The organism is Glycomyces dulcitolivorans, assembly GCF_003265355.1.
GTDB lineage: Bacteria > Actinomycetota > Actinomycetes > Mycobacteriales > Micromonosporaceae > Glycomyces > Glycomyces dulcitolivorans.
The window spans coordinates 1-14,856 of the sequence record NZ_QFRW01000268.1 but is presented as its reverse complement, the minus strand read 5'-3'; the positions used below and the strand labels follow the sequence as shown (position 1 = coordinate 14,856).

The following is a 14,856-nucleotide window of genomic DNA, read 5'->3' as shown; positions in this document are numbered from 1 at the left end:
GAAGCGCCCGGCCCCCGGCCATTTGATGCGGTCGGCTACCTGGTCGCGGGGGTGGCGTCCGGGAGGGTGGGGTCGAAGAGGCCGGTGCCGTCGTTGGTGAAGGCGGGGTCGTAGGGGGACAGCTCGGTGGTCTGCTCGGTGTCGGCGTCGACGGGCTCTTTGGGGCGGCCGAGGCGGTCGAGGCCGAAGGCGATGAAGAGGCCGAGGAGGAGCAGGCCGGCGTAGAGGGCGCCGGTCCAGTTGCGGAAGAGCTCGGGATCGGAGGCCGGGCCCTGGAGGCTGTTCCACACCAGGAGGAGCGCCCACACCGCGATCGTGGCGAGGACGGTGCCGAGGACCGGGCCGCGGCGGCCCCAGGGGCTGGTGCCGGCGAGGAAGACCACGAGGAACACGAACGGGGTCAGGACCAGGCCCGAGAGCGTGCTCACCGAGAACATGCCGGTGAGGACCCACTCCGAGGAGGTCCCGCCGCCGCCGAAGACGGCCGGGAGGAAGCCGGCGACGCCGCCGAGGAGGAGCGCGAGGAACGTGCCGCCGAAGAGCGCGAAGACCGAGCCGGCCTCGCGGTCGCCGGTGCCGTCGGCCGCGCCCTTGACCTTGCTGAAACGGTCGCGCACGCCGGGGAGGAGGCCGAGCAGGCCGCCCGCCGCCGAGAGGGCGGCCGCGCCCGCGAAGAGCCACACGTTGCCCGGGTTCGTCCAGGTGCCGGGCTCGCCCGAGCCGACCCGCTCGGCGAGTTCGGTGAGCGCGGGGATCGACCCGGCGATGACCACGAGGGACGCGACGCCCGCGAGCCACGCGGGGATGCGCAGGACCACCGTGAGCACGAGGAACAGGATCGCAAGCACGAGCGCGGCCCCGGCCGTGTAGCCCAGGCCCACAAGCGGGTTCGAGCCGACGAACAGCGAGGGCAGGCCCAGCGCGAGCATCGGCATGGCCGGGACGGCGAGGTTGACCGCGCCCAGACGCAGCGTCATGCCGAAGCCGGTGACGATCAGCAGCAGCGAGGTGAGGCTCGCGAAGTACGGCCCGAGCGAGTCGAGGGTGGCGTCGCCGCCGAAGATCTCGTCCTGGCGCTGGTAGACCAGGAAGAGCGCGTTCAGGGTCAGCAGCAGGAGGATGGCCTCCCAGACGAACTGGAAGACCACCCGGTCCCGCACGGGCGCGGCGGTCTCGGCGTAGCCCACGGTCACCGCGGGCTGGCCCGCGAAGGGGTCGACGGGCTGGGCGCTCTGGTTGTCGACGCCGTTGCCGAGTGCGGGCAGGCCGGTGCCGGGGGCGGCCGCGATGTCGGGCCGCTGGGTCTGGTCCAGGGGCAGTTCGTCGCGTTCTGGGGGTACGTACGTCATGTTCTCTGTCCTCTATGGGGGATGGAGGGCGATGGGTCAGCGGCCGTAGCGGCGGTCGGTGTCGAAGCGGGTCCCGTACCCGTCGCGGAGGTCGTCGAAGGCGCCGGAGGCCCCGAACGGGTCCGCGGGCGCGGGCTTGGGGATGCCGCCGGTGTTGCCGGTCCGGATGCCGCCCGTGTTCGTGATCCACGGGTCGCCGCCGGAGCCGAGGTCGGCGAGGTCCTCGTCGTAGCGCTCGTACTGGCCGGTGTCGCCGGAGGAGCGGTCGCGCGGGTCCTCGTCGCGCAGGTCGTCGACCGACCCGGCGCGCGACGTCGAGGCCGCCTCGGCCTCGTCGACCTGGTTCATGGCCTCCACCAGGCGGGTCACCAGGAACCCGGCGACGATGGCGGACAAGGCGATCCAGCTCGGGTCGAAGCTCCAGCCGCGCGCCTCGGCCAGCCACATCAGGGACAGCACGAGGAGCGAGGCGAACACGGTGCCGCACACGCCGCCGCGGCGGCCCAGGAGGCTCGTCCCACCCAGGAGGGCCGCGCCGAGCGCGAGCACGGTGAGCAGGATCGGGTCCGGGAGTCCGGCGGCGCCGGCGTCCGGCACCGAGGTCCAGGCGGCGACGACGCCCGCCGCGCCCGCCAGGGACGAGGAGAGCAGCACGCCGAGGAACACCAGTCCCCCGCGCCCGTGCCGCTCGCCCGCCGGGGTGTCGCGGATCGGGGCGAGGCGCCCGCGGATGCCCGCGAACGCGCCGACCAGGCCGAGGAACAGCGAGATGCCGGCCGCGCCCGCGAGCGCGGCGAGGACGCCGGTGCTCGGGAGCGCCGAGAGCGAGAACGCGCCCGGGTCGCCGGAGGTCCCGGCCCACAGGCCGATCGCGCCGCCGACGGCGCCGCTCGCGGCCCAGCCAGGGGCGCGCAGCCACGCGGTCAGGGTGGCGAGGACGATGCCGGTGAACGCCGCGACGCCCAGGCCCATGGCGAGCGCCATGGCCGAGCCGGAGCCGGACGCGTCGACGAACATCCACGCCGACAGCAGCGCGATCGGCCCGACGGCGAGGTTGACGGCGCCGACGCGAAGCGACACCGCCATCGCGCAGGCGAGCATGACGACCGGCGCGAGCGCGGCGGTGAGTGCGGTCCAGCCGCCGTCGGCGAACGGGCCGCCGGAGGACTGGGTGAGGGCGAACAGGACGCCGCCGGCGAGCAGCAGCAGTCCGATCTCCCAGACCACGTGCACCGCCATGCGGTCGGCGGGCGTCTCGTCGTCGCCCGCTGAGACGGCTTTCATCTGCGAGGTCGAGTCGCGGTCGCCGCTTCGGGATGGGGAGTCGAATTTCATGGGGCGCACCTCTAAACGCGCGAGATATTGGGGATATGGGGGGATGGGTTCAGCAGTGTGGACGGGGTCGGGGAGGGTCGGTTCAGGGTCGGGCGGGGCGGTCGGACTCGTCCTGCGGGGGGATGCGGCAGGAGTGCTCCAGCCAGACCGCGGCCGCGGTGAGCGCGGCGCAGGCGACGGTGCCGAGCACCGCCGCGGGGAGGTCGGAGGCGGCGGCGGTCAAGCGTCCTGCCTGGACCGCCAGCCACACGGTGAAGCCGAGGTACGCGCCGAAGAACGCGGCCCCGGCGATCGAGGCGGCCTTGCCGAGGACGGCGAAGCGGGCGATCTGGAGCGCGTGCTCCGGACCGTCGAGCCGTCCGGGGGCGGGCGACGGGTCGCTCCCGTCGATCGCGGCCTGCTGTAGACGCTTCTTGCTGGGGTGCAGCGTCTTCCGCGTGGTCCAGGCGAGCCACGCGAGGAGCGCGGCGAGGGCGAGGACGACCACGGAGTTGTACCAGGCGAGGTCGGGGGCCTGCTGGTAGAAGCGGGCGACGAGGAGCAGCGTCAAGGCGGCTCCGACGAGTGCCGCCACCGCGAGGGTGGACGGCGCGGTCGGTCGGAGACTCGGTGTAGGACCGTGCTTCCCGTCACTCATGATGCTCTGACCATATCGGGTGAAGGCGGCGCAGTGCGCGCGCGTCCGCCGCGACGGACTCGTCCCGTAGCAGGTCCCTCACCCGGCCCTTCCCGGGAAGCTCGGCGTCGCGGTCGACCGCGAACCACGGGACCAGGACGAACGCCCGCAGATGCGCGAGCGGGTGCGGCAGCCGCAGGTGCGGCTCCTCGGAGTGCACGGGGGCGCCGCCGTCCCACACCGCGATGAGGTCGACGTCGAGGGTCCGGGGCCCGTACGGCCGCTCGGGGTCCCGCACGCGCCCGGCCTCGGCCTCCAGGCGCTGCCCGAGTTCGAGCCAGTCCTGCGGCGAGCGCGCGGGGTCGTCGGCGATGACGGCGATGTTGAAGTAGGCGGGCTGCTCGTCGTCCCCGCCCCACGGCGGCGTCTCGTACACGTCCGAGACCGCGGCGGGGGCGACCGCGTCGATGGCGGCCCGCAGGGCGGCCTCGCGGTCGCCCAGGTTGGAGCCCATGCTGAAGACGACCCGGCTCATGGCGCACTCCGCTCGATGGTGACGGCGACGTCGGTGAACTGCTGACTGATCGGCGCCTGTGGCTTGTGGACGGTCACTTTGGCGGCGCGGACGCCGTCGAGGGCGAGGCAGGCGCCGGCGAGTCGCTCGGCGAGGGTCTCGATGAGGTTGACCGGCTCGCCCGCGACGATCGCGGCGAGCGAGTCGGCGAGCGCGCCGTAGTCGACGGTGTGCTTGAGGTCGTCGCTGGCGGCGGCCTCGGCGGTGGAGGTGCGGAGGGAGACGTCGACGATGAAGTCCTGCCCGGCGTCCCGCTCGAAGTCGAAGACGCCGTGGCGCCCGTGGACGCGCAGTCCGGTCAGGGTGATCAGGTCGGTATCCACGGCCCGAGCCTACTCGAACCGCCTCCCCGGTCGAGGAAGGACGATCTCAGGGGGTTTCGGCCGCTTCGACCGCCGCATCCAGCTGGGCGTCGGCGCTCCGGCGCGGTTCAGGGACGGCGACCGCGGTCCCCGCCGCTCTGGCGGCACGGCGGGCGACCGCGCGCTGGCGCACGAAGTACCACGTGGCGACCGCCAGGACCGCGCCCGCGAGGAGGATCGGGAGGAGCCGCAGGTTCGCGTCGAACCAGTGCAGGAGTTCGCGGTACTCGGCGTCCGGGTCGAACAGGAGCACCGCGGCGATCCCGGCCGTGACGACGCCCGCGCCCGTGAACAGGCCCGACTTCCACCACAGGCCGAGGCTCAGGCGCCGGGAGAGGATGCCCGCGACGTCGATGATCCGCTTGGCGCGCAGCACCCGGATCGTCCCGACCAGGTACGCGAGGCGCAGGACCTGAGCGCCGCCCGCGGCGACGACGAGGCTGACGAGGGTCAGCGCGCACACCAGCAGCATCCACTTGTGCCGCCACAGCCAGTCGCGCTTGTGCTCGGCCGCGAGCAGCAGCACCACGGACTCGAACCACAGGACGGCCCCGGCGACCCAGCCGATCGCCTTGCCCGCGAACGCGAGGTCGCCGTCGGTCCAGACGGTGAGGAACACTGCGGGGATCGAGGCGCACACCGCGACGATGACCGGGACCCGCAGTTTGAACTGGAGGAACCGGGCGAAGACGGTGAGCTTGTCCGGGCGCGAAGGGGGTGGCGTGCTCACCCCTCCAATTTACGCGCCGGGTGCGCGGAGACGGGTGTCAGCCCAGCTCGCTGCACGTATCGTGAACGCATGCGCACGCCCGCCTCCTGGACCCGGTCCCAGGCCGGCCGCCTCTCCCCGGAGCGGCGGCGGGCGGACCTGGAGCGGCTCGGGAAAGAGGAGTTCGACGTCCTCGTCGTCGGCGGCGGCGCCACGGGCGCCGGAGCCGCCGTCGACGCGGCCTCGCGGGGCCTCAAGACGGCGCTCGTCGAGGCCCGCGACCTGGCCTCCGGCACCTCCTCGCGGTCGAGCAAGCTCGTCCACGGCGGCCTGCGCTACCTGGAGCAGCTCGAACTCGGCCTCGTCCACGAGGCCCTCACCGAACGCGGCCTCCTCGCCGGCAGCCTCGCCCCGCACCTCGTGCGGCCCGTACCTTTCCTCTTGCCGCTCAAGGGGATCTGGGAACGGGCCTACTACGGCGCCGGGGTCGCGGCCTACGACGTCCTCGCGACCGCGCTCGGCGCCGGCCGCAGCCGCGGGGGCCTGCCGTGGCACCGGCATCTGTCCCGCGCGGGCGCGCTGCGGGCGTTCCCCGACCTGGACCCGCACATCAAGGGCGCGATCCGGTACTTCGACGCGCAGGTCGACGACGCGCGGCTGGTGGTGGCGCTGGCCCGGACGGCGGCGTCTTTGGGCGCGGCGGTGGCGACCTCGGCGCAGACGGTCGGCTTCACCCGCGACGGGGGCCGGCTCACCGGGGTGGAGGTGCTCGACGTCGAGTCGGGCGTGAAGCGGAACGTCAAGGCGCGCACGGTGGTCTGCGCGGCGGGCGTGTGGAGCGACGAGCTGGCGCGGATGCTGCCGGAGCGGTCGGGCATGGCGGTGAAGGCGTCGAAGGGCGTGCACTTGGTGCTTCCCGGGTCGGCGATCAGGGGCTCGGCGGGGATCATCTCGCGGACGAAGTGGAGCGTCCTGTTCATCATCCCGTGGGACCGGCACTGGCTCATCGGGACGACGGACACCGAATGGTCGTTGGACCCGGCGCACCCGGCGGCTTCGGCGAGCGATGTCGCCTACCTGCTCCAGCAGGCGAGCGACGTGCTGGGCCGGAGACTCGATGTCTCCCAAGTAGAAGGCGTCTATGCCGGACTGCGCCCGCTCCTGCGAGGCGAGACCGAGGAGACCTCGAAGCTCAGCCGCGAACACGCGGTGGTGGAACCCGAGCCAGGCCTGTTCTTCGTGGCGGGCGGCAAGCTCACGACCTACCGGATCATGGCGAAGGACGCGATCGACGCCGCCGCGGCGCGCATCGGCCCCGACGTCCCGGCCAGCGGCACGCACCTTCTTCCCCTCCTCGGGGCGGACGCCTTCGAGGTCTACTGGGCGGCCCGCGAGAAGCTGGCGAAGCGGAGCAAGGTCTCGGTGCGGGTCGTGGAGCACCTGCTCCGGCGCTACGGAAACCTCGCGCCTCAACTCCTGCGGATGATCACGGAGCAGCCCCAGCTCGGCCGCCCGATCGCCGAGAGCGACTACCTGCGCGCCGAGGTCGTCTACGCGGCCCGGTACGAGGGTGCGCTGCACTTGGACGACCTGCTGACGCGGCGGCTGCGCCTGTCGATCGAGTCCTTCGACCGGGGCACCCGCGCGGCGATGGACGCGGCCTCCCTCGCGGGCGCCGTCCTCGGCTGGGAGGAGCCGCGCCGCGCCCTCGAAGTCGAGACCTACCTGCACCGCGTCGACGCCGAGCGCCGCTCCCAGCAGCAGCCCGACGACGACGCGGCCGAGACCGCCAGGCTCGCCGCAGTCGAGCTGCGCCGCCTCGCCCGCTTCCGACCGATCGGCTAGACTCGGCTTCCGTCGCCCCAGTAGCTCAGGGGATAGAGCGTCGGTTTCCTAAACCGTGCGTCGCAGGTTCGAATCCTGCCTGGGGCACCAGCCCGTTCAGCGGCAATCCCACTCCAGAACTCTCGGACAGATCACCGGAAATTCTCCGAAACTCACTGACGTGCCTTCGGGGCGCACTGAGGGCCCGGGCGGACGCGCCTCGCGTGTCGCATGAGGGTTCCCTCCGGGCGATTTGCAACGATCGTGCCATGCGGAAACCAAGTTCACAATGGATACGAATCGGCACCGTCGCCGCCGCGGCCACCGCGGCGGCGTTCGTCCCCTCGGCGGCCTTCGCGGCCGACCCCGGGTATGCGGGATGGAACGGCGGCAACGGGAACTACGGCATGTCGAGCCCGGCCGCGGGCTTCCCGGGGGCCGACCTCACCACGAACGGCTCGCCGGTGATGATCCGTTCGGGCCAGTCGATCTGGATGGGCGAGGACACCCCGTTCGGCGCCGCGTTCGGCTCCTCCAGGAACCAGGGCTACATGGGCATCGGCACCACGTCGAACAACAGTCCGTCGACGACGACCCTCACCTTCGACGCCGCGACGCCGCCCGCGGACTGGGGCTTCGCCTTGGGGGACATCGACGTCGACATGGTCCAGATCTCCGGCACCGACTCCTCCGGCAACGCCCTCACCGCCGCCGACCTCGGCTACCAGAGCTCGTTCAACCTCTGCCAGAACTCCCCGCGCCCCGCCGGCTGCAACTCCGCCGCCACCGACCAGCCCACCTGGAACGCGGCGACCATGTCGCTGACCGGCCAGAACACCGGCGACACCGTCGGCGCGACCGGCTGGTTCCAGCCGACCGCCTCCATCGCCTCGCTGACGTTCACCTTCACCGACTTCACCGGCATGCCCATGTTCCAGTTCTGGGTCGCCGCCGAGGCCTACGAAGTGGTCACCCCGCTCAAGCCGATCCTGATCTCCGCCCCGTCCGAACCGGGCGACCCCACCGACCCCGACACCATCGGCTCCTGCGACGACATGTTCGGCGAGGTCTCCCTCGAACTCCTCGACACCGAAGGCGCACCGGTCATCGTCGACGGCGCCCCGGTCGTCGCCTCGCTCTCCGAGGACGACACCTTCACCTTCGACCAGGTCTTCCCCGGCTCCTACCAGGTCCAGATCCTCAGCGACGCCCACTTCCCGGTCGACGGCGCCACCGTCCAGCCCATCGAAGTCACCGACGGCGACACCACCGGCCCGTCCTTCTCCGTCGAATGCGTCTCCGACTCCGCGCAGCCCGACCCCACCGACGAGCCCGCCGACGACGAGGACGAGGCCCACCGCCCCCGCCTCCCCGTCACCGGCCCCGGAGCAGGCCTCTGGATCGCCGCCCTCCTGGCCGTCGCTGGAGGGGCCCTGGCAATCCGAACGGCCCGAAACCACTAGCGGCGCAATCTAAGCGCTGGCCTCGGGGCGGGGAATGGACGTCGGAAGCCACTTCCTCGCCCCTGCGCGGTACAACGCCGCGGGTCGGCCGCCGTCACGGGTGGTCTTGCCGCCGGTGCTCTCGATGAACCCGTCGATCTTGGTGACCTTGCGGTAGAAGTTTCCCGGATCGAGCTTGCAGTCCCAGACGATCTCGTAGACGCGGCGCAGTTCGGAGACCGTGAACTCCTCCCGGCAGAACGCGGTGGCCGAAGTCGACAGCGCGAGGCTGTCGCCCGCCTTGGTCACGGCGTCGGCGAGGATCAGGCGGTGGTCGAATGCCAGGGGCTCCTTGAGCGCCTTGTCGACCGGCAGCCACTGGGTCGCGGCGGCGTCGCCGCCCGCCCGCGCGACCGGGGGATCGGGGATCATCGCGACGAACGCCGCCGTCACCACGCGCCCGCGCGGATCGCGACCGGGATCGGAGTAGACCCCCACCAGTTCGAGATGGGGCGTCAGCCCGTCCAGCGCGGTCTCCTCCTGGAGCTCGCGCTCCGCGGCCTGCCACAGGTCCTCTCCCGGTTCCAGGTACCCGCCCGGGATCGCGAGCATCCCCTCGAAGGGCGCTTTGCCGCGCCGGACCAGCAGGACCTCCAGGCGCTCCTCGCGGATGGTCAGGATGACCACGTCCGCGGTGTTCTCTCCCCGCGGTTGCCGTTCGCTCATCGAAATCCCCCTTCTTGGTGACTTGACAATAATTCGCGTTCACCCGTACGATCATAACAGTCAATTGGACAATAAACAATATTCGCCAGGGCCGGCCCTCCGGATCCCCGTCGCCGAGCCCGGACCCCACACCCCACGGAGCACCGCATGACCACCCGTCCGACCGCCGTCATCTGCACGCCTCTCGAACTCGAATACCGCGCCGTCCGCGACCTGCTCGGCGGCACGGCGACCGAAGAGCAGCGCCGCGACTCGATCTACGAGCTGTTCGACTTCCGGGGCCGCAAGGCCGAATGGCGACTCGTCCTGGCCCTCACCGGCAGGGGCAACGCCGAGACCTCGGCCGCGGTCGAGCGCGCCCTCGCCGCCTGGGAGCCCCAGGTCCTCCTGCTCGTCGGCGTCGGCGGCGGCCTCCGCAGCTCCGAGGTCGGCGACGTCGTCGCCGCGACCAAGGTCTACGGGTACGAGGGCGGCCAGGACACCGACCTGGAGTACCTCCCCCGGATCGACTCCCTCCCGACCTCCGCGGTCCTCGACGAGCAGGCCAAGCGGGTCGGCATCGAAGGCACCTGGATCTGGCGGGCCGAGCCCGAGGCCGACACCGCACCGGCGGTCCACCACCGCCCGATCGCCTCCGGCGGCAAGGTCGTCACCGGGAGCACCTCGTACACCGCCGAGCTCATCCGCCAGCACTGCGGCGACGCGACCGCGATCGACATGGAGGGCTTCGGCGCCATGGCGGCGGCCCGGAAAGCCCGCGGCGTCGAGGCGACCGTCATCCGCGGCATCTCGGACCGCCTGCACGACAAGGACAAGGAGACCGACAAGCAGACCCAGCCGATGGCGGCCCGCCGCGCGGGCGCCTTCGCCCTCGCGCTCCTCGACCGGTACGACCCCGAGCCCGTCACGCCGGTCCCGCCGGCGCCGAGGTCCGACACGACCTTCACCTTCACCCCCAACGGCGACATGTACACCGGCAGCATCGGCAGCCACACCAACACGACCATCGGTTCGATCGGCCCCAACTCGACCGGTCACGTCCACCAGCCCTACCGCCACTACGAGGAGCCGTGACCGCTACCGCGGCGACCCCGCCCAGGACGACCGCACCGCCCGACCGGGGGCAGCGGTTCCGCGGGGACGCCGCACTCCCGGCCGGGGACCGGCTCGTGCTCTTCGCCGCCCTCCTCGCCTGGCTCCCGATGCAGAGGAAGGAATCGTCATGAACGAGGACAGCGGATTCGACCTGTTCGGGGGCGCCCGGATCGGGAACATGCAGATCGGGGTCGTCGGGTCCGGTGCGACGGTGACGATCGGGGCGATGGGCGACGGGGCCCGCGGCTATGTCGGTGCGGCCCTGGAGCCGCGGGGCGCGGAAGGGCGGCACCGGCGCGAGGCCGGTCGCAAGGCGGACCCGGTCGGTTCCGGGCATTGACCGGCCGGGTACGAGAACGGGCGGGGCCGCTTGGGTCCCGCCCGTTTTTCAGTGTGTCAGCACTGTTCGCGATGTGTTCGAGTTGGTGAAGAGCTCGGGGAGGCCCCCACCGGCCTCCCCGAAGCTCTATCCCACCAAATAGAGAAAGGTCTCCGGGGCGCGCTGCGATAAGCGGAAGCGCGCCGTGTAGATGTCGCCGTCTCGGATCCAGGCGAGCTGGAGGGAGGCGAACATGTCGTCCACGATGTCCTCGTCGGGGAGCCCGTAGTGCTCGCCCATGCTGCGTCCGCGGTAGTGCCACAGGAGTCCTGCCTGGACCTGGGCGGCGTCCGCGGTGTGCTTGCCGCAGGAGCGGGCGCAGCGGTACAGCACCTGGCCGCTGCGGTCGTACTCGATGGCCATCACCTGCTGGCACATCGAACTCCGCAGCTTGCCTGCCGCGGCTGCCTGTAGCAACGTCTGCGCCTCGAGACGTTCCATATGGCACCCAACCCCTCTCCGGGCGACGATCGGGCCTCACCGGAGCGGGGCCCGGCCAGGCTCTGCATGACGACGACTGGCGTGTTCGGTTGTGCGATGCGCGACGCCCGTCCGCGAAGGCGATTGCCGCCATGAAACCGGAGGTTTCGGGCGGTTCCGCCTGTCGCTGCCAGGAACGTCGGTTAGCGGCATTTGAGTCCGTGACAACGGTCGCACACCTTCCGCGGCCGTGTCTATGTGCATTGTCACATTCATCGTAACATGCATCGACACCGGGCAGATGCACGTGCATCTGCGCGCCCATCCTCCCGTGCAGTGACTGTGTGTAATGTGCGACACTTGATCCGATCGACTACGGGGATGTCGGAATCGTCCGCCGGGGCGAGCATCTGGTAGGCCCGCGGAACCCGGTTCCACGCCTCCGGCGGTCGGTCGGCACGAGAGAATCCGGCCGGACCTACCGGCCACTGGTGGAAGGAATCTCTATGGACAAGGCACGCAACGGAATCCCGGCAGGGGAACTCCCCTCGTCGCTGACGTGGCGCAAGAGCAGCCGCAGCGGCCCGAACGGCGGCAACTGCGTCGAGCTGGCAGCGCTCCCCGGCGGGGACGACATCGCGGTCCGCAACTCACGCTTCCCCGAGGGCCCCGCCCTCGTCTACACGATCGCCGAGATCCGCGCCCTCGTCGAGGGCGCGAAAGACGGCGAGTTCGACGACCTGATCGCTTAGGGCCGGAAGACGAAAGCCCAAGGGCTGCACACTCACCCTGGCAGGACCGGCCCGACGGGCTACCCTGTCAGGGTGAGTTGTTCCCTACGGAGAGATCCCCGCGAGAGGAGGTGGGCGGTATGGCGAGCAAAGAGGACAACCCGACCGGGCCCACAGCCCTGCGGATGATCATCGGCGGGCAGCTGCGCCGCCTCCGCGAGGGCGCGAACATCACCCGAGGCGAGGCCGCCTACGAGATCCGCGGCTCCGAGTCGAAGATCAGCCGCATGGAGCTGGGACGGGTCTCGTTCCGGCTCAGGGACGTCGAGGACCTCATGGTCATGTACGGCGTCACCGACGAGGGCGAGGTCGAGCGCGTACTCGAACTGTGCCGCGAGGCCAACCGGCCCAGCTGGTGGCACCGCTACGGCGAGGCGCTGCCGGACTGGTTCAGCACCTATCTGGACATGGAGACCGCCGCCTCGACCATCCGCACCTACGAGGTGCAGCTGGTCCCGGGCCTGCTCCAGTCCCGCGACTACGCCCGCTCGCTGCTCATGCTCGGCTACGGGCACACCCCGCTCCAGGAGATCGACTACCGGATCGACGTGCGCATCGCACGCCAGAAGGTCCTCGACCGCGAGCACGAGCCCGCCACACTGTGGACGGTCATCGACGAGGCGGCGCTGCACCGGCCGTTCGGCGGGCGCACCGTCATGCGCGAGCAGCTCACCTCGCTCATCGAGGCCTGCGACCGCCCCAACGTGCGCATCCAGGTCGTCCCGTTCTCCAGCGGCGCCCACTCCGGCGCCGGCGCGCCGTTCACCTGGCTGCGCTTCGCGTACCCGGAGCTCAAGGACGTCATCTACATGGAGCACCTCACCGGCGGCCTGTACCTCGACCGCGACGCCGATGTGGACGCCTACCAGGCGGCGATGGAGCACCTGTGCGTCCAGGCCGCCCAGCCGCGCGAGACGCCCGACATCATCAACCGGATCATCCGCGACCACTACTCCTAGTGATCGATCCTCGGTTTCGATCACCGGGATCCGGGCCTGGACGCTCCTGTCCGTTCCAAACGAATTCACCCCATCGGGTGAGACCCCCCGGTAACCTCCGGACACGCCGAAGGCGCGCGACCGCGGTCGCGCGCCTTCGAATCGCGTTACGCCTTGTAGGCGACGCCGCCCATCATGATCTTGTGCCACGGCTCGATGTCCGCTTCATCGGGCACCTCGCGGTCGGGCTCGCCGGGGAACCAGCGCGGGATGAAGTCGATCTTGTCGTCGACCAGCGGCAGGCCCAGGAAGTGCTCCCTGATGCGCTCCGGCGTGCGGATCCAGCCGTTGCCGAGGGACTCCAGGCCGGCCTGCTCGATGGCCTTCTGGAGGGGCTCCCCGGTGTTCACGAAGTCGGTGATGAGCAGGTAGGACCCGCTCGGGCAGGCCTCCATGAGGACCCGCACCCACTCGTCGGGCTGCTCGTCGTCGTGGAAGTGCATGTGGAGGCCCACGACCATGAGCCCGATGGGGCGCGTGAAGTCGAGCGCGTCCAGGATCTCCTTGTTCGTCAGGATGCTCTGGGGGTCGCGCAGGTCGGCCGTCACGATCGTCGTGGACTTGTTGGTGGCCAGCAGGGCCCGGCCGTGCGCCAGCACGATCGGGTCGTTGTCCACGTAGACCACGGTGGCGTCGGGGTTGACCGCCTGGGCGATCTGGTGCGTGTTCTGCATCGTCGGCAGGCCGGCGCCGATGTCGAGGAACTGGTCCACACCCTGCTTGGCGATGTACTCGACGCCCTTGCGCAGGCCCTCGCGGTTGTCGAGCGCGACGTCCTTGGCGTTGGGCACGTACTTCATGTACGCGTCCCGGCCCTCGCGGTCGGCGGCGAAGTTGTCCTTGCCGCCGAGGATCGCGTCGTAGACGCGCGCGATGGTCGGCCTGGAGATGTCGAAATCGGGCACGTAATCTTCGTTCTCTGCCATGGCTCAGCCTCTTCATCGAAGGAACGTTGCGCACATCGTACGACCTTGATCACACTGCCGGGCTTCGGGATCACCCTATGCAGCCACACGAGTCCCAATGGGCGCAACCGAATCGGTGACATCATCGGCCACTTCGGACTTACGGCTTCGCACTGGTGTCGGGAGACGGCGAAGGGCCCGGCCTTCCGGCCGGGCCCTTCGCGCGGTGCCTATTCCTCGCCGAGGCCGGCGAGGTCGGGGTTGGCGTCGATCCAGGCGCTGACGGTGTCCTCGCGGATCGCGTCCCAGAGGGTCGTCGCCTCCGGGTTGTCGTTCGCGGCGTTCTCCAGGTCGTACGAGTAGACGACCACCGACTCGCCGTCGATCGTGTCCGTGCCGAGGTTCGGCGTGGTCATGAAGACCAGGTCGTCGCTGCGCAGGTCCATGAGGCTGATCGCCGTCGCCACGACGTTGAACTCGGTGTCGACCTTCACCGCGTCCGAAGTGGAGTCGATGAAGTCGGTGAGCTTGCCCTGGTCGGTCAGGACGCCCGCGCTCAGCGCGGAGTCCATGATGGCCTTGATGAGGTCCTGCTGGTGCTGCATGCGCGCGAAGTCGCCGCGGGCCCACTGCTTGCGCTGGCGCACGTAGTCGAGCGCCTGCTCGCCGGTGAGCTCGGTCGGGCCCGCCGGGAAGAACATGTGGTCGCCGTGGATCGACTCGACGCCGGGCTCGTCGGTGATGTAGCCGTCGGCGTCGGCGGCCTCGATGTCGATCGTGACCGTGCCGAGGGCGTCGACGACCTGCACGAGGCCCGCGAAGTCGATCTCGACGACGTGGTCGATGCGGACGCCGGTGAAGTCCTCGATGGTGAGCACGGTCAGCGGCACGCCGCCCCACGCGTACGCGGCGTTGAACTTCGCGTCCGTCCCGGTGTACTCGGGGTAGTTGCTCGCCTCGGCGTACTCGGGGATGTGCACGTAGAGGTCGCGGGGGATGGAGACGCCGTACGCCTCGGTCCCGTCCTCGGAGACGTGCATGATGATGTTGGTGTCGGAGCGCGCTTCGCTCTCGTCCTGGCCCTCGCGGGCGTCGGAGCCGACGATGAGGATGTTCAGGGCCTCGTTGAGCCGGTCGGGGCGGTCCTCGTCGGGGATCGCCTCCAGGTCGAACGGGCGGTCGAGGTCCGCGTCGGTGGTCTTGGCGGTCGACCAGATCGCGAAACCGCCGCCGGTGGCCGCGATGGAGGCCACCAGGCCGATCCCGGAGCCGATGAGGCCCCGCCGGGTCGGTCCGCCGGCCGCCGCCGAGGCGACGCGCGCGCCGCCCCC

The 14,856-nt window shown here is 70.9% G+C and carries 17 protein-coding genes and 1 tRNA gene; 8 read left to right on the top strand and 10 right to left on the bottom strand.

Annotated elements, in window-relative coordinates:
* Window positions 1-35 precede the first annotated feature (35 nt).
* The 6 genes from DI269_RS17825 to DI269_RS17800 form a co-directional block, all read right to left on the bottom strand.
* Window positions 36-1,349 (bottom strand): hypothetical protein, encoded by a 1,314-nt coding sequence (locus tag DI269_RS17825; RefSeq protein WP_112138309.1) that lies wholly within the window; start codon window positions 1,347-1,349, stop codon window positions 36-38.
* 36 nt (window positions 1,350-1,385) lie between these two features.
* Window positions 1,386-2,684 (bottom strand): hypothetical protein, encoded by a 1,299-nt coding sequence (locus DI269_RS17820; RefSeq protein WP_112138307.1) that lies wholly within the window; start codon window positions 2,682-2,684, stop codon window positions 1,386-1,388.
* Between the two features lie 82 nt (window positions 2,685-2,766).
* A complete protein-coding gene (locus tag DI269_RS17815) occupies window positions 2,767-3,258 on the bottom strand; it encodes a DUF3180 domain-containing protein (RefSeq protein WP_157975068.1) in 492 nt (163 codons plus the stop codon).
* Between the two features lie 55 nt (window positions 3,259-3,313).
* On the bottom strand, window positions 3,314-3,835 hold the full coding sequence (gene folK, locus DI269_RS17810; protein ID WP_112138301.1) for a 2-amino-4-hydroxy-6-hydroxymethyldihydropteridine diphosphokinase: 522 nt from the start codon (window positions 3,833-3,835) through the stop codon (window positions 3,314-3,316).
* Window positions 3,832-4,197, bottom strand: a complete 366-nt coding sequence (gene folB / locus DI269_RS17805; protein ID WP_112138299.1) for a dihydroneopterin aldolase — start codon at window positions 4,195-4,197, stop codon at window positions 3,832-3,834. The genes folK and folB overlap by 4 nt, the downstream gene beginning before the upstream one ends.
* 46 nt (window positions 4,198-4,243) lie before the next feature.
* Window positions 4,244-4,966 carry a metal-sensitive transcriptional repressor family protein gene (locus DI269_RS17800; protein ID WP_112138297.1) on the bottom strand — a complete coding sequence of 241 codons (723 nt, stop codon included), beginning with the start codon at window positions 4,964-4,966 and terminating at the stop codon, window positions 4,244-4,246.
* Between the two features lie 69 nt (window positions 4,967-5,035).
* On the opposite strand from DI269_RS17800, the gene DI269_RS17795 reads away from it, so the two are divergent.
* The 3 genes from DI269_RS17795 (at window position 5,036) to DI269_RS17785 (ending at window position 8,232) form a co-directional block, all read left to right on the top strand.
* Window positions 5,036-6,790 carry a glycerol-3-phosphate dehydrogenase/oxidase gene (locus tag DI269_RS17795; protein ID WP_112138294.1) on the top strand — a complete coding sequence of 585 codons (1,755 nt, stop codon included), beginning with the start codon at window positions 5,036-5,038 and terminating at the stop codon, window positions 6,788-6,790.
* Between the two features lie 14 nt (window positions 6,791-6,804).
* A tRNA-Arg gene (locus DI269_RS17790) sits at window positions 6,805-6,880 on the top strand.
* A 158-nt stretch (window positions 6,881-7,038) separates the two neighbouring features.
* A complete protein-coding gene (locus tag DI269_RS17785; RefSeq protein ID WP_112138292.1) occupies window positions 7,039-8,232 on the top strand; it encodes a hypothetical protein in 1,194 nt (397 codons plus the stop codon).
* Window positions 8,233-8,241: 9 nt separating this feature from the next.
* On the opposite strand, the gene DI269_RS17780 is transcribed toward DI269_RS17785, so the two are convergent.
* Window positions 8,242-8,937 carry an NUDIX domain-containing protein gene (locus DI269_RS17780; protein ID WP_112138290.1) on the bottom strand — a complete coding sequence of 232 codons (696 nt, stop codon included), beginning with the start codon at window positions 8,935-8,937 and terminating at the stop codon, window positions 8,242-8,244.
* A 147-nt stretch (window positions 8,938-9,084) separates the two neighbouring features.
* On the opposite strand from DI269_RS17780, the gene DI269_RS17775 reads away from it, so the two are divergent.
* Genes DI269_RS17775 through DI269_RS17770 form a run of 3 tightly spaced genes read left to right on the top strand, consistent with a single transcriptional unit; the run spans window position 9,085 to window position 10,372 of the window.
* Window positions 9,085-10,011 carry a 5'-methylthioadenosine/S-adenosylhomocysteine nucleosidase family protein gene (locus DI269_RS17775; protein WP_112138287.1) on the top strand — a complete coding sequence of 309 codons (927 nt, stop codon included), beginning with the start codon at window positions 9,085-9,087 and terminating at the stop codon, window positions 10,009-10,011.
* On the top strand, window positions 10,008-10,163 hold the full coding sequence (locus tag DI269_RS27185; protein WP_157975067.1) for a hypothetical protein: 156 nt from the start codon (window positions 10,008-10,010) through the stop codon (window positions 10,161-10,163). Before DI269_RS17775 ends, DI269_RS27185 begins: the two co-directional genes overlap by 4 nt.
* Entirely contained in the window at window positions 10,160-10,372 is a 213-nt protein-coding gene (locus DI269_RS17770; RefSeq protein ID WP_112138285.1) for a hypothetical protein, read from the top strand. The genes DI269_RS27185 and DI269_RS17770 overlap by 4 nt, the downstream gene beginning before the upstream one ends.
* Window positions 10,373-10,498: 126 nt before the next feature.
* On the opposite strand, the gene DI269_RS17765 is transcribed toward DI269_RS17770, so the two are convergent.
* The gene (locus DI269_RS17765) at window positions 10,499-10,789 is read right to left on the bottom strand and encodes a hypothetical protein (protein WP_157975066.1); all 291 of its coding nucleotides are present in this window, start codon (window positions 10,787-10,789) and stop codon (window positions 10,499-10,501) included.
* A gap of 548 nt (window positions 10,790-11,337) precedes the next feature.
* Between DI269_RS17765 and DI269_RS17760 the strand changes: the two genes are divergently transcribed.
* Together DI269_RS17760 and DI269_RS17755 are read left to right on the top strand one after the other, a co-directional pair.
* Window positions 11,338-11,583 (top strand): DUF397 domain-containing protein, encoded by a 246-nt coding sequence (locus DI269_RS17760; RefSeq protein WP_112138281.1) that lies wholly within the window; start codon window positions 11,338-11,340, stop codon window positions 11,581-11,583.
* 110 nt (window positions 11,584-11,693) lie between these two features.
* Window positions 11,694-12,581, top strand: coding sequence for a helix-turn-helix domain-containing protein (locus DI269_RS17755; protein WP_408612306.1), 888 nt, complete (start codon window positions 11,694-11,696; stop codon window positions 12,579-12,581).
* 146 nt (window positions 12,582-12,727) lie between these two features.
* On the opposite strand, the gene DI269_RS17750 is transcribed toward DI269_RS17755, so the two are convergent.
* Both DI269_RS17750 and DI269_RS17745 read right to left on the bottom strand, forming a co-directional pair.
* On the bottom strand, window positions 12,728-13,546 hold the full coding sequence (locus DI269_RS17750) for an SAM-dependent methyltransferase (RefSeq protein WP_112138279.1): 819 nt from the start codon (window positions 13,544-13,546) through the stop codon (window positions 12,728-12,730).
* A gap of 209 nt (window positions 13,547-13,755) precedes the next feature.
* On the bottom strand, window positions 13,756-14,856 hold a 1,101-nt coding region (locus DI269_RS17745; RefSeq protein WP_112138278.1), incomplete at its 5' end, for an LCP family protein.